The 15,291-nt window shown below is 73.6% G+C and carries 4 protein-coding genes and 1 pseudogene; 2 read left to right on the top strand and 3 right to left on the bottom strand.

Features of this window, described 5'->3' with window-relative positions; all coding sequences use genetic code 11:
• Positions 1 to 2: 2 nt before the first annotated feature.
• From EWH70_RS12555 to EWH70_RS12545, 3 genes are read right to left on the bottom strand one after another with little or no spacing between them, the layout of a single operon-like run.
• Complete coding sequence (locus EWH70_RS12555) at positions 3 to 1,181, bottom strand: cytochrome P450 (protein WP_130475495.1); 1,179 nt, start codon at positions 1,179 to 1,181, stop codon at positions 3 to 5.
• A 2-nt stretch (positions 1,182 to 1,183) separates the two neighbouring features.
• Entirely contained in the window at positions 1,184 to 2,239 is a 1,056-nt protein-coding gene (locus EWH70_RS12550; protein WP_130475494.1) for a DegT/DnrJ/EryC1/StrS family aminotransferase, read from the bottom strand.
• Positions 2,236 to 3,657, bottom strand: a complete 1,422-nt coding sequence (locus tag EWH70_RS12545; RefSeq protein ID WP_130475493.1) for a glycosyltransferase — start codon at positions 3,655 to 3,657, stop codon at positions 2,236 to 2,238. Before EWH70_RS12545 ends, EWH70_RS12550 begins: the two co-directional genes overlap by 4 nt.
• Before the next feature lie 622 nt (positions 3,658 to 4,279).
• Here EWH70_RS12545 and EWH70_RS12540 point away from each other — a divergent pair.
• Together EWH70_RS12540 and EWH70_RS12535 are read left to right on the top strand one after the other, a co-directional pair.
• Entirely contained in the window at positions 4,280 to 8,857 is a 4,578-nt protein-coding gene (locus tag EWH70_RS12540; protein WP_130475492.1) for a type I polyketide synthase, read from the top strand.
• A gap of 38 nt (positions 8,858 to 8,895) precedes the next feature.
• Positions 8,896 to 15,249, top strand: a pseudogene (locus EWH70_RS12535) (type I polyketide synthase); the annotation flags it as partial.
• Positions 15,250 to 15,291 lie beyond the last annotated feature (42 nt).

Here is a 15,291-nt window from a genome sequence, read left to right as displayed (position 1 = left end):
GGCTACCAGGCGACCGGCAGCGAGTGCAGGCCGAACACGGTGCCGTCGTACTTGAACGGCAGGTCCTCGATCGCTGCGGTGATACGCAGGGTGGGGATGCGGTCGAACAGGGTGCGGTGCACGCAGGCCATCTCCGCACGCACCAGGTTCTGGCCGAGGCACTGGTGCACTCCGTAGCCGAATCCCACGTGGTTACGGCCGTTGGCGGCGGGGTCGAACCGGTGCGGGCAGCCGAACGCCGCCTCGTCGTGGTTGGCCGAGGCCAGCAGCGGGATGATGCCCTCGCCCGCGCGGATCAGGCGGCCGCCGATCGTCACGTCGGCGACGGCCGTGCGCATCGCCAGCATGTCGCCGACCGAGTGGTACCGGACCAGCTCGTCCACGGCGCGCTCGTCGCCGATCCACTCCGGGTTGGCCAGCAGCGTGATCACGCCGAGCGCGATGTTGTTCGCGGTCGTCTCGTGCCCGGCCATGAGCAGCAGCATCACCGCCCCGGACAGCTCGTCCGCGCTGAGCACCCCGGTCCGCAGGATGCGGCTGATCAGGTCCTCGCCCGGCCACTTCGACTTGATCCCCACCAGCCGCCGGATGTACCGCAGCAGCTGCCGGGCGGCGTCGGCGCGCTGGCCCTCGGTGGTGGTCGCGACGCTGACCAGGACCTGGGTCCTGGTCTCGAAGAAGTCGCGGTCGGCCTCGGGGACCCCGAGGATCGCGGAGATGATCCGGGACGGCACGGCCAGCGCGAGGTCGGCCACCAGGTCCGCGGTGCCGTCCTTGGCGAGCAACGCGTCGACGCACTCGTCGACGACCCGCTGGATGGTCGGCTGCCAGGTGCGGACCCGGCGGACGGTGAACTCGGGGATGAGCACCTTGCGGAACCGGTCGTGGTCGGGCGGGTCGAGGCCGACGAACCAGCCGGGGATCTCGTCCTGGGTCGGCACGCCGCCGGTCACTGCGACCTTCGGGAACCCCTCGTTGGCCGGATTGGCGCTGATCCGCGGGTCGGTGAGCACCGCGCGCACGTCCGCGTGCCGGGGCACCAGCCACACCGGGTGACCGCTGGGCAGGTGCGACCGTACGGGGGCGCCGCCGGCCCGGAAGCCGGCGTACTCGGGCGGCGGCGCCATTCCGCCGGGCCTGCGGTACGGGAACGGGACGGCTTCCTGGTCGGTACTGGTCATGCTCAGCTCCCGTAGAATTCCCGGACCTTCCCGATCACGTAGTCCTGGTCGCTCGCGGTCAGTCCGATGTAGACCGGCAGGTACAGTCCCTGGTCGGCGAGCCGGGTTGCGTTGAGGGTGGGCCAGACCGGGTCGAGGTAGCCGGGCTGCTGGCTCATCGGCCGGAAGAACCGGCGCGTCTCCACACCGGCCCGCGCCAGGTGGTCGTGCAGTTCGTCGCGGCGCTCGGCGAGCAGGTCGTAGACCCACAGCACGTCGCGTGGCGGCAGCACGGTGATCCCGTCGACGTCGGCGAGACCTTCGTTGTAGCGCCGCTCGATCTCCCTGCGCTCGGCGAGGAAGTCGTCGAGTTGCTCGACCTGCGCCTGCGCCACCGCGGCCTGCATGTCGGTCATCCGGGCGCTGTAGGCGAGCTTGCGGTGGATGAAGTCGTGGTTGTGGGAGAAGCCCATCGAGCGCAGGTGCACGAGCTGGTCGGCCAGGCGTTGGTCGTCGGTGAGACAGATACCGCCCTCACCGGAGGTGATGATCTTGTTGCCGTACAGCGAGAAGCAGGCGATGTCGCCGACCGGGCGGACACCGTGTGCCTCCGCGGAGTCCTCGACCACCCGCAGGTTGTACTCGTAGGCCAGCCGCAGCACACCGTCCATGTCGCAGCGGCGGCCGTAGATGTGCACCGGCATGATCACCTTGGTGCGCGGGGTGATCTTCGCCTCGATGGCGCCGGTGTCGATGTTCAGGTCGTCCCGGCAGTCGACGAACACCGGCGTCGCGCCGACGTAGGTGACCGCCCAGGCGGTGGCGACCATCGTGAACTCCGGGACGATGACCTCGTCGCCGGGCCCGATGCCGAGCGCGCGCAGCGCCAGCATCAGCGCGGTGGTGCCGGACGAGCAGGACACACCGTGTGCGACGCCGTTGTAGTCCGCGAACGCCCGCTCGAACCCGGTGACATGCGGGCCCTTGGACGATATCCAGCCGTCCTTGATCCCGTCGGTGACGTACTCGAGCTCACGACCGGTGAGGCTGGGTTTGGCGACCACGTACTTGTAAGTCATGACATCCTCGTTCCTTGTCCGGAGCCCTCCAGCACCGGCAGCTCCAGCAGAAGGTCGGCGGCGGCGTGGCGACCGCCTGCCGCGGACATGAGTGCCGCCATCCGCTCGGCACGTTCCCGGTAGGACGGATCGGCCAGCACCCGGGTCAGCTTGTCGGTCGCGTCGTCCGGCTCGACGGTGTCGGTGCGGTTCAGCCGCAGGCCGATCCCGTGGTCCTCGACCCGCACCGCGATGTCGTAGCAGTCGACGAACAGCGGCCACATCACCTGCGGCTTGCCGAAGAAGAGGCCCTCGTGGAAGGAGTTGCTGCCGGCGTGGTTGAAGAACAGCCGGACGTGCGGGTGGGCCAGCACGTCGAGCTGGGAGGGCAGCCAGCTCTCCACCCGCAGGTTCGGTGGCAACGTGTCCCGCGGTGGCAGCAGGTGCTGTTGTCCCGCGGGCAGCTTCCACAGGACGTGGTGGCGGCCGTCGAGGCGGCGGGCGACCTCGACCAGTGCCTCGACCTCGTCCCGGCTGAACCGCATGAGCGTGCCGAACGCCTGGTACACGATCGACTCGTGGGCGTCCAGCCAGGCGGTGAGCCCGGGATCCGGTGGGGCCTGGGGCAGCGGCGGGATCATCGGCCCGGTGAGCCGCAGCCAGTCCGGGACGGTGAACGGGTAGTCCAGGTCGGCGATCGAGTAACACAACGCCAGTTCGGCCCGTTCCAGCTTGTCCATCGGGTTGCGGATCGACCGCGTGACACCGATTTCCGCCCAGACGGCGTCCTCGTACCGCATCCGCCGCAGCATCGCCGGGCTGGCGAACGTGGCCATGGTGCGCAGCCGGAACAGCTGGTTGGTGACGCGCTGGCGCAGGTTCATCCGCAGCGGAAGGCCGGACCGCGGCGTCGGGAATCCACGCGGGGTGAAGGACCGGCCGCCCAGGCCGGCGGCGGAGACCATGTTGCTCGCCAGGAACGGGACGCTGAGCACGAACGGGATGCCCTTGGTGAGGGCGAGGTCGACGGCGTAACCACAGAACGCGTCGAGGACCATCAGCGCGGGCCGCGTCCGCTCGACGGCCCGCTCGAGCACCTGGTACTTGGCGACCATCGCGTGCGGGTCCTGGGACTGGCGCAGGAACGCCTGGAGCGACCGGATCCGGGACGTCTCGTTCATCACCGCGCGGTAGGTCTCGTCGTCCCAGCCGGTGGGGGACAGGCCGGCCACCTCCTCGCCCAGCGAGAGGAACTCCACCTCGCTCGCCGCGGAGAGGTCCGCGACGTCCGCGCGGCGGTGCTCGTCGGTGGCGAACACCAGCCCGGGCACGCCACGCCGCGCGAGTTCGCCCGCCAGCACCAGCAACGGGTTGAGCAGGCCGCTGTCCGGGTAGGAAGCGAACAGGATGGGCCGCGCCGGCTCCGTCGGTTCCGCCATGGCTCCTAGCGTCCACCGCCGAGGTCCGAGAAACCCCTAGTGTCCTGAGCACTTCGCCGGGTGCTGTGTGCCCCCAATGTGGCATTGGGGGAGTTCAAGTTCCCCAACGCCACATTGGGGGAGGTTGCTGGGTCTCTTTCGTGGTGACGGCTGGGCCGGGTGTGACTGGTGAGGCCGCGACGCCGGGCGGGGAGTTCGTGAAGGCCACCTTCATCACATGAGACGACAGAAACTCGGCCTTCACACCGGACACCGGGTGTCGGGCAGGGCGAGGTGAGTGGCCGATCGCGCGAGTCCTCCGCTCCCGACCCGCGAGTCGACCGTTCCGGACCAGCGAGTTGCACGTTCCCGCCCACCTGGTTCCACCGCTTGTCATGCCGGGTCCAGATCGCGAGACCAGCCCTGTTCTCGCTGCGAGTCTCGCGCCCGGGAACGCGAGTCTCGTCTTCCGGAACGCGAATGACGCGCTCCGGACCACCGCACTTCGCCGCGCCGCGGAAAGCCACCAGAACCCCTAGTCCCGTCGTGCGTTCCCGCCGGTCGGTGGAGCTTCTAGGGGAATGTCCAGTCCACCGTTCGTACGGTCCAGATCCGAACCCTCCGAAGGAACGAGGTGGTGCGCGTGCCTGGGGAACCTGGCGAGTACCTCGACCGGGTACGCGGCGCGGTGGCGGAGGTGCTCGGCATCGCGGCGGACGCCGTACCGGCCGGTGTGCCGCTGCGGGAGCTGGGCGTCGACTCCGCCGGGCTGACCCGGCTGGCGGCGGACCTGTCGGCCGGGCTGGGCCGCGACGTCCCGGCGTGGGCGGTGTGGCGCCACCCGACGGCGGGCGCGCTGGCCGGGTTCCTCGCCGGGGTCGGTGAAGCCGTACCGCGGCCGCGTAGGCAGGTCGCCGCGGAGCCGGTCGCGATCGTCGGGCTCGGCTGCCGGCTGCCCGGCGGCATCGGCTCGCCCGGCGCGCTGTGGGACGCGTTGCTGGTGGGGTTCGACGCCGTCGGCGAGGTACCGGCGGGCCGCTGGGACGCGCGGCGCTGGTACGACGACGACATCGCCACACCCGGCCGGACCACCACCCGCCGCGGCGCCTTCCTCGACGACGTGGCCGGATTCGACGCCGCCTTCTTCCGGATCTCACCGGCCGAGGCCGAGCGGACCGACCCGCAGCAGCGGATCGCGCTGGAGGTCGCCTGGTCGGCGCTGGAGGACGCCAGGATCGTGCCGGACACGCTGGCGGGCAGCCGGACCGGCGTGTTCTTCGGCACGATGTGGCAGGAGTACCACCTGGCCACCGGCGCCGACCCGGCGAGCATCGGCCCGCAGTCCGCCGTCGGCTGGGACACCTCGATCGTGCCCGCGCGGATCGCCTACGCCCTCGGCCTGCGCGGGCCCGCGATATCGGTCGGCAGCGCGTGCAGTTCCTCGCTCGCCGCCGTGCACCTGGCCGCGGCGAGCCTGCGGCGCGGCGAGTCCGACGTCGCGCTGGCCGGCGGGGTCAGTCTGATGCTGCACCCGCACACGACGGTCGCGATGACGAAGTTCGGCGGGCTGAACCCGGCCGGGCAGTGCCGGGCGTTCGACGCGGGCGCCGCCGGCTACGTCCGTGGCGAGGGCTGCGGGGTAGTCGTGCTGCGCAGGCTGTCCGACGCGCTGCGCGACGGCGACCGGATCTACGCCGTGCTACGCGGCAGCGCGGTCAACAACGACGGCGCCTCCAACGGGCTGACCGCGCCCAACCCGCGTGCCCAGGTCGACGTGCTGCGGGACGCGTGGCAGGACGCCGGCATACCGCCCGAGCGGGTGTCCTATGTGGAGGCACACGGCACCGGGACGCCGCTCGGCGACGTGGTCGAGGCAGCCGCGCTGGGCGAGGTCTTCGCCCCCGGCCGCACCGGCTCGCTGCTGGTCGGATCGGCCAAAACCAACTTCGGCCACCTGGAACCGGCGGCGGGCGTGCTCGGCGTGCTCAAGACCACGCTCGCGCTGCACCACGGCGTGCTGCCCGCCAGCCTGCACTTCGACGAGCCCAACCCCGGTATCGACTTCGCCGGTCAGCGGATCGAGGTGGTGACCGCACCGCGTGCCTGGCCGCCGGGTCACCGCTACGCCGGAGTGAGCGGGTTCGGGTTCGGCGGCACCAACGTCCACGTCGCTCTGGAACAGGCACCCGCTGGCCCGCGCAGGCTGCTCGCCCTGTCCGGGGACAGCGAATCCGCACTGCGTGCCCGGATCGGCGCCGCGTTGCGGGATCCGGCGGGCGAGTCGACGGCCGGGGCGGGCGACGGGCCGTACCGCGCGTTCGCGGCGGCGGACCCGTCCGGGGACCCCGCCGTGCGCACCGGCAGGCCGGGCGGACGGCCCCGGGTCGCGTTCTGCTTCTCCGGTCACGGCAGCCAGTGGATCGGCATGGGCCGCGACCTGCTGGCCGAACCGGTGTTCCGCGCGGCGGTGACCGAGGTCGACCACGCGCTGGCCGGCGTGGTCGGCTGGTCGGTGCTCGACGAGCTGGCCGCCGGCAGCGGGCTGGACCGGACCGACGTGATCCAGCCGGCGTTGTTCGCCGTGCAGGTGGCGCTGGCCCGGACGCTGGCGGCGTGGGGAGTGGTGCCCGACGTCGTGTTCGGGCAGAGCGTCGGCGAGGTCGCCGCCGCCGTCACCGCGGGCGCGCTCACCCTCGGCCAGGGCGCCCGGCTCATCGGCGTGTGGTCCCGGCTGATCGCCGAGCGGGCCGCGGGCACCGGCACCGTGCTGGTCTGCGCGCTGCCCGGCGACGACGCCGCGCGGCGGGCCGGTGGCAGGCTCACCGTGGCGGGGTGGCTGTCTGGCGGCTGGATCTGTCTGTCCGGCGGGCATGCCGCGATCGACGAGGTCGAGCGGGAACTGGCCGAGGACGGCGTGCGGACCCACCGGGTCGCCATCGACTACCCGTCGCACAGCGCGGACCTGGCCGCGCTGGGACCGGAACTGGTGCGTCGCCTCGGGGAGCTGGACCCGGCCGGGACCACCGTCCCGTTCCTGTCCACGGTCACCGGCGGCCCGCTGCCCGGCGGCGAGCTGGACGCCGGGTACTGGGCCCGCAACATGTGCCTGCCGATGCGCCTCGCCGAGGTGGTGGGCACGCTGCCCGCAGGCACCCGGGTGATCGAGATCGGGCCGCACCCGGTCCTGCGGGAGCAGCTGGGTACCGGGGCACTGGCCACCTGCCGCCGCGACACCCCCGGCAGGCACACGCTGGAGGACCTGCTCGGCACGCTGTGGACCGACGGCGTCGACGTGGACTGGGCCGCGGTCACCGGCACCGGCTCGCCGCGGCACCCGGTGCCGCTGCTGCTCTCCGCGCGTGACGACGCCGCGCTGCGCGCCCAGGCCCAGGCTCTGCACGCACACCTGACGGCCCGCCCGGCGGCCCCCGCCGCCCTCGCCCGCTCGCTGGCCACCACGCGGTCCGCCTTCGACCACCGGGCGGTACTGCTCGTCCGCGACGAACGCGACGTCCTGCCCGGCCTCGCCGCGCTCGCCGCGGGAACCCCCGCACCGGGCCTGGTCACCGGCACCCGCGCGGCCGACGTCACCGGGCCGGTCCTGGTGTTCCCCGGTCAGGGTTCCCAGTGGGCAGGCATGGCGGGCGAGCTGATCGACTCCTCCCCGGTGTTCGCCGAGCGACTCGGCGAGTGCGCGCGGGCGCTGGCCGAGTTCGTCGACTGGTCGCTGACCGACGTGCTCGCCGACGAGGCCGCCCTCGCCCGCGCCGACGTCGTGCAGCCGGCACTGTGGGCGGTGATGGTCTCCCTGGCGCGGCTGTGGGAGGCCCACGGTGTCCGGCCCGCGGCCGTGGTCGGGCACTCGCAGGGCGAGATCGCCGCCGCCTGCGTCGCGGGTGGGCTGTCGTTGCGGGACGCCGCGCGGGTGGTCGCCCTGCGCGGCAAGGTGATCGCGGCAGAACTGTCCGGGACCGGCGGCATGGTCTCGGTCGGGCTGTCCCGTGCGGAGGCCGAACGGCGCATCCCCGGCTGGGACGCCCGGCTCTCGGTGGCCGCCGAGCTCGGCCCGTCGTCGACCGTGCTGGCCGGCGGCACCGAGGAACTGGAGACCCTGCTCGCGCGCTGCCGTGAGGAGGGCGTGCGGGCCGGGCGGGTGGCCATCGACTATCCCTCGCACTCGCCGAGGGTGGACCCGGTCCGCGCCGAGGTGCTCGACGTCCTCGCGCCGGTCCGGCCGCGGTCGTCCGGCACGACGTTCGTGTCCACGGTGACCGGGGAACCGGTCGACACGGCGACCCTGGACGCCGGGTACTGGTTCCGCAACCTCCGCGAGCCGGTCGAACTGCGGGCCGCCGTGACCCGGCTGATCGAGGCAGGGCACCGGGTGTTCGTCGAGGTGAGCCCGCATCCGGTGCTCACCCCGGGAATCCAGGAGACCGCGGGCGGGCACGACGTGGTGGTGGCCGGCACCCTGCGCCGCGGCGAGGGCGGGCCGGCGCGCTTCCTCACCTCGGTCGCCGAGGCCTGCGTGCGCGGCGTGGCGGTGAGCTGGGCGCCTGCGCTGCCCCCTGCCCGCGTGGTCGACCTGCCCACCTATCCCTTCCAGCACCGGCGCTACTGGCTGGAGACCGGGACGGCACTGCCCGACGGCAGCACCAGCCCGGCCGAGGGGCGGTTCTGGGCCGCGGTGGAACGCGGCGACCTGACCACCGTTCGGTCCACATTGGACATAGCGGAGGACGTGACGCTCACCGAGCTGCTGCCCGCGCTCGCCCGCTGGCGGCACAAGCTCACCGGCGTCCCGGCCGAGCCGGTGCGGCCCGCGGAACCCGAGGCGTCCGCGGACCTGGCGGCCACGCTGGCCGCCGAGTCGCCGGAGCGGCGGATGGAACTGGTGCTGGACATCGTGCTGCGGCACACCGCGGCCATCCTCGGCTACGGCCGCGACGACTGGCCGGCCCCGGACCGGGCGTTCCGCGATCTCGGCTTCGAGTCGGTGACCGGTGTGGACCTGCGCAACCGGCTGTCCGCCGAGATCGGCCGCCCGCTCGCGGTGACGCTGGTCTACGACGAGCCCACCCCGGCCGCGATGGCCGCGCACCTGCTGGCCCAGCTCGGCCTCGCCCCCGGCGAGCCCGAGGCGCCCAAGCCCATCGACGACGTCTCCGACGACGAGCTGTTCCAGTTCATCGACAGCATCACCAGCAGGAGGGTCAGTTGACCAGCACCGAGCAGAAGCTGCGGGATTACCTGCGCCGGGTGACCGCGGAGCTGAACGACGCGCGTGAGGAACTGGCGGCGGCACGCGAACCGATCGCGGTGGTGGCGATGAGCTGCCGGCTGCCCGGCGGGGTCAGCTCCCCGGAGGAGTTCTGGGCGTTGCTGGCCGACGGTTCGGACGCGATCGGGCCGCTGCCGGCCGACCGCGGCTGGGACCTCGACGCCCTCTACGACCCGGACCCCGAGCGGGCCGGTACCGCCTACGTCAAGGAAGGCGGGTTCCTCAGCGGCATCGCCGACTTCGACGCGGAGTTCTTCGGCATCTCGCCACGCGAGGCGCTGGCCATGGACCCGCAGCAGCGGCTGGTGCTGGAGGGCGCCTGGGAGGTGCTCGAGCGGGCCCGGATCGACCCGGCCGGGCTGCGCGGCAGCGACACCGGCGTCTACCTCGGCACCAACGGCCTGGACTACAACGAGATCGCCACCGCGAGCCCGGGACTGGAGGGGCACACCCTGACCGGAGGCGCGGCCAGTGTCCTGGCCGGCCGGGTGTCCTACATTCTCGGGCTGGAGGGGCCCGCGGTCACGGTGGACACCGCGTGCTCGTCGTCGCTGGTGGCACTGCACGACGCGGTGCGGGCGCTGCGTGGTGGCGAGTGCTCGCTGGCGATCGCGGGCGGCGCCAACGTGATGACCACCCCGCAGCTGCTGCTGGAGTTCAGCAGGCAGCGCGGCCTGTCCCCGGAGGCCCGCTGCCGCGCGTTCGGCGACGGCGCGGACGGTCTCGCCATCGCCGAGGGCGTCGGGCTGGTGCTGCTGGAACGGCTTTCCGACGCCCTGGCCAACGGCCACCCGGTGCTGGCCGTCGTGCGCGGCAGTGCCATCAACTCCGACGGCGCGAGCAACGGGCTCACCGCGCCCAGCGGCAAGGCCCAGCAGCGGGTGATCCGCGCCGCGCTGGCCGACGCCGGGCTCGAACCGTCCGATGTGGACGCCGTGGAGGCACACGGCACCGGAACCCGGCTCGGCGACCCGATCGAGGCACACGCGCTGCTGGCCACCTACGGCCAGGACCGGGAGGAACCGCTGCTGCTCGGATCGGGCAAGTCCAACATCGGCCACACCCAGGCCGCCGCGGGCATCACCGGCGTCATCAAGGTCGTGCAGGCACTGCGGCACGGCGAGCTGCCCCGCACCCTGCACGCCGACCCGCCGAGCCCGCACGTGGACTGGTCCGCCGGCCGGGTGCGGCTGCTGACCGAGCCGGTGCGGCTGCCGGACGCGGACCGGCCGCGCCGCGCAGGCGTCTCGGCGTTCGGCATGAGCGGGACCAACGCGCACGTCATCCTGGAGCAGGCGCCCGCCGGGCCCGGCCAGGACCGGGCGGAGCGAGCGCGGGCAACCCAGACTCCGTGGATCCTCTCCGCACGGTCGGAGGCCGCACTGCGTGCGCAGGCAGGCCGGTTGCGGTCCGCCGTGGACGGCGCCGACCCGGTGGACGTCGGGCTCTCGCTGGCCACCACGCGGTCGGTGTTCGACCACCGGGCCGTCCTCGTCGGCGGGACCGAAGCGGAGCTGACCGCCAGGCTCGGCGCGCTCGCCGAGGGCGAGCCGGTTCCCGGCCTGGTCACCGGCACGGCGGGCCGGACCGGCGGCATCGTGTTCGTCTTCCCCGGACAGGGCACCGAGTGGATCGGGATGGCGCGGGAACTGCTGGACACCTCACCGGTGTTCGCCGAGTCGGTGGCCGGGTGCGCGCGGGCGCTGGCACCGCATCTCGACTGGTCGGTGACCGACGCGCTGGGCAGCGACGACCCGGACTCGCTCAGCCGGGTCGACGTGGTGCAGCCGGTGCTGTGGACGGTGATGGTGTCGCTGGCGGCGGTGTGGCGTTCCTACGGCGTGCGTCCCGCCGCGGTGGTGGGGCATTCGCAGGGCGAGGTCGCGGCGGCCGTGGTGGCCGGCGGGCTGTCGCTGGAGGACGGGGCGCTCGTCGTCGCGCGGCGGAGCAGGCTGATCACCGAGAAGCTGCCGCGCGACTGGCGGATGGCGTCGGTGCTGGCACCGCTGGCGGACGTCGAGGGACGGTTCCCGTTCTGTGGTGACGGACTGACCGTCGCGGCGGTCAACTCGCCCGCGGCGGTCACCGTCTCCGGCCCCGCCGCCGAGGTGGAGCGCCTGGTCGGCTCCTGCGTGGCCGACGGCCTGCGGGCCAAGCTGATGCCCGCCGACCGGGCCACGCACTGCGCGGCCGTGGAGAGCCTCGCCGGTGACCTCGGTGAACTGCTCGCCCCGGTGCGCCCGCGGGCAGGTGAGGTGCCGTTCTACTCCACGGTGACCGGCGGCCCGCTCGGCACCGCGGAGCTGGACGCGGACTACTGGTACCGCAACATGCGCGAGCCGGTCGCCTTCCGGAGCACGGTGGAGCGGCTTGCCGCCGACGGCCACCGCTGCCTGGTGGAGATGAGCCCGCACCCGGTGCTCACCGGCTACGCGGAGGACACGCTGGACGACGCCGGTGTCGCCGGCGTGGTCACCGGGACCCTGCGCCGCGACGACGGCGGTATGCGGCGGCTGCTGGAGTCGGCCGCGCACCTGTGGGTCAACGGCGTCGCCGTCGACTGGACACCGGCTTTGGCCGGCGGCTCACCGGTGGACCTGCCGACCTACCCGTTCCAGCGGCAGCGGTTCTGGCCGGCGCCGCACACCCGGGCGGGGGACGCCGCCGGCCTGGGACTGGCCGCGGCCAACCACCCGCTGCTCGCCGGCACGGTGGAGCTGGCCGGGGAGGGCGGTGTCGTGCTAACCGGGCGGCTGTCGCTGGAGACGCACCCGTGGATCGGCGACCACCGCCTGCGCGACCAGGCGCTGCTGTCCGCCACCGGCTTCGTCGAACTGCTGGTGCGTGCCGGGGACGAGGTCGGCTGCGACCGCGTCGCGGACCTGACCCTGACGGCGCCGCTGCCGCTGCCCGAGCGCGGCGGGGTGCGGATCCAGGTCCGGGTGGACGCCGCGGACGAGGACGGCACCCGCGCGGTCACCGTCCACTCCCGGCCGGACGGCGAGGACGGCGAGCGGTGGACAGAGCACGCCACCGGCGTACTCGCCCCCGGAATGTCCGATGCGGACCCCGCGTTCACCGGGGAGTGGCCCCCGCCCGGCGCCACCGAGATCGACCTGTCCGGCTTCTACGAGACCGTCGCCGAGTCCGGCTACGGGTACGGCCCGGTGTTCCGCGGGCTGCGCCGGGCCTGGTCCCGCGACGGCGAGGTCTTCGCCGAGGCGAGCCTGCCCGAGGACGCCGACGCCGACGGGTTCGGCCTGCACCCGGCCCTGCTCGACGCGGCGACCCACGCGATCCTGGTCGCCGGGTTCGACGTCCCGGCCGGCGCACTGCCGTTCTCGTGGCAGGGCGTGTCCCTGCACGCGACCGGGGCACGGGCGCTGCGGGTGCGGCTGACCGGCACCGGCGACGCGACGGTGTCGCTGCTGGCCGCCGACCCGGCGGGCGCCGTGGTGGTGTCGGCCGACGCGGTGGTCCTGCGGGCGGCCCCGGACGCGGCGCCGGTGACCGAGCCCAGCTCGCTGTACACGGTGGACTGGGAACCGGTCACGACCCCGGCACCCGCGTCCGGCCGGACCTCCGTGCTGCTGGCCGGAGACGCCGGCGCACTGGCCGGACTGGACGAGGTGCCCGACGTCGTGCTGGCCCGTGTCCACGGCGACGGCGACGGCCCGGACGCGGTGCACGAGGTGTCGGCGCGGCTGCTGACGTTGCTGCAGCGGTGGCTGGGCGAGGAGCGGTTCGCCGGTTCCCGGCTGGTCGTGGTGCTCAGCGGCGGCACCGACGGCAGCGATCTCGCCGCCGCGGCGGCGTGGGGCATGGTCCGCAGCGCGATCTCGGAGAATCCCGGCTCGTTCGGGCTGCTGGAGGTGCCGGCGCAGGAGGTCGACGCCGGTGTCGAGCTGGCGCTGCCGTACGTGCTGGCCGGTGACGAACCACAGTTGCTGGTCCGCGACGGCCAGGTGTACGTCCCCAGGCTGGTCGCCGACCCGGCGACGCTGACCGTGCCGGTGCTGGACCGGGACTGGCGGCTGGACGTGGTCACCCCCGGCACCGTCGACGGGCTGGGCATCGTGCCGGGAACGGACAGCGCGCGGCCGCTGACCGGCAGGCAGGTGCGGCTGGCCGTCTCGGCAGCCGGGGTCAACTTCCTGGACGTGCTGGCGACCCTGGGCTACGGCAAGGTGCGGGACGCCGCCGCCCGCTACCACGGCGAGCAGGGCACCCTCGGTGTCGAGGCCGCCGGTGTGGTGGTCGAGACCGGCCCCGAGACGACCCGCGCCAAGGTCGGCGACCGGGTGCTGGGCCTGGTCACCGGCGGCTTCGGGCCGACGGCCGTGGTGGACGAGCGGTGCACGGTGACCGTGCCGGACGGCTGGCCGGACGAGACCGCCGCCGGTGTCGCGGCGCCGTTCCTGTCCGCCCTGTACGGGCTCGTCGACGTGGCGGGACTGGCCGGGGGCGAGCGCGTGCTGATCCACGCCGGGGCAGGCGGCGTGGGCATGGCCGCGATCCAGCTGGCGCGCCACCTCGGCGCGGAGGTGTACGCGACGGCCAGTGAGTCCAAGTGGGACGTCCTGCGTGAGCTGGGACTGGCCGACGACCACATCGCCTCCTCCCGCACGCTGGACTTCGCGGAGAAGTTCCCGCGGATGGACGTCGTGCTGAACTCGCTGACCGGCGAGTTCGTCGACGCCTCGCTGCGGCTGCTCGGTCCCGGCGGCCGGTTCACCGAACTGGGCAAGAACGACGTCCGGTCCGCGGTGGAGCTGCCCGGCGTGCGCTACCGGGCGTTCGACCTGACCGAGGTCGACCCCGACCGGATCGCCGCGATGCTCACCGAGCTGATGTCGCTGTTCGACGCGGGCACGCTGCGCCCGCTGCCCACCCGTGCCTGGAACATCCGCCAGGCGGCGCCCGCGTTCCGGTTCATGAGCCAGGCCAGGCACACCGGCAAGATCGTGCTGACCGTTCCCCGCGGCTGGGACCGCGACCGGGCGGTGCTGGTCACCGGCGGCACCAGCGGGCTGGGCCGGGAACTGGCCCGGCACCTGGCCGGGCAGGGGTTCCGGTGGCTGGTGCTGGCCAGCCGCCGTGGCCCGGCGGCGGCCGGGGCCGCCGAGCTGGTCGAGGAACTCGCCGGTCACGGCTGCCGTGTCGAGGTCGTCGCGTGCGACGTCGCGGACGCCGCCGACGTCGGGAAGCTGGTCCACGACCTCGGGGTCCGCGGCGGGTTGACGGCGGTCGTGCACGCCGCGGGCATCCTGGAGGACGGCGTCGTGGAGACGCTGACCCCCGATCAGCTGACCAGGGTGCTGCGCCCGAAGGTCGACGCCGCCTGGAACCTGCACGAGGCGACCAGGAACCTCGACCTCGCCGGCTTCGTGGTCTACAGCTCGGTGGCCGGGGTGCTCGGCACGACCGGACAGGCCAACTACGCGGCGGCCAACGCGTTCCTCGACGGCCTGTGTCACCGCCGCCGCGCCGAGGGGCTGCCCGGCGTGGCCCTGGCGTGGGGCCTGTGGGACCAGTCGACCGGCATGACCGGTGGAATGTCCGATGTGGACTACGCGCGGGTCAGGCGGTCCGGTCAGCGGCCGCTGGCGCTCGCCCACGGGCTGGCGATGTTCGACGCCGCGGTCACCTCCGACGCCGCGGTGACCGTGGTGATGGACGTGGACCGCCCGGCACTGCGGGCCCGGGAGGACCTGCCGTCGATCCTGCGGGGAATCTGCCCCGCCGTGGGCAGGCGCACGGCGACCGCGGACGTGGCGGCGCCGGTGGCGCTGGCCCAGCGGCTGCCCGCGCTGCCGCCGGCGGAACGCCAGGAGGTGCTGGTCGACCTGATCCGGCGGCAGATCCAGGTGGTGCTGGGATTCGCCGACGCCGGCGCGATCGAGGCCGACCGGCCGTTCAAGGAACTCGGATTCGACTCGTTGACCGCCGTGGAACTGCGGAACAAGCTCGGCGCCGCGCTCGGCCGCAAGCTGTCGGCGACGCTGGTGTTCGACTACCCGACCACGACGGCGCTGGCCGGCCACCTGCTCACGACGCTGGTGGGGGAGACGGAGCCGGCGGGCGGCGGCTCGGTACCCGAGGCCATCGACCGGCTGGAGGCCGCGCTCTCGGCAGGGCTGCCGCGACAGGAGCGGCAGGACGCCGCGCTGCGCCTGGAAAAGCTCGTCACGGCGCTGCGGCGCGACGGCGCCAATGGCACCGGGCACGGGGAGGGCCCGTCCGACGACGACATCAATTCCGTGTCCGTCACTGAGCTGTTCCAGCTCATCGACGAGAACTTCGCCGACCCGTCCGACAGCAGGCCGGCGTGAGGACGATGTCGAGCTTTCCGTTTCCACGTAACACCGAACGGG

This window comes from Amycolatopsis suaedae (assembly GCF_004214935.1).
GTDB classification, from domain to species: Bacteria; Actinomycetota; Actinomycetes; order Mycobacteriales; family Pseudonocardiaceae; genus Amycolatopsis; species Amycolatopsis suaedae.
The sequence above is the reverse complement of the archived record's forward strand: the minus strand, read 5'-3'. Positions and strand labels throughout refer to the sequence as shown.

Bases quoted from the DNA above. Each gene is read 5' to 3' on its own strand.
- EWH70_RS12555 (WP_130475495.1), bottom strand. From the start codon at position 1,181: ATGACCAGTACCGACCAGGAAGCCGTCCCGTTCCCGTACCGCAGGCCC.
- EWH70_RS12550 (WP_130475494.1), bottom strand. From the start codon at position 2,239: ATGACTTACAAGTACGTGGTCGCCAAACCCAGCCTCACCGGTCGTGAG.
- EWH70_RS12545 (WP_130475493.1), bottom strand. From the start codon at position 3,657: ATGGCGGAACCGACGGAGCCGGCGCGGCCCATCCTGTTCGCTTCCTAC.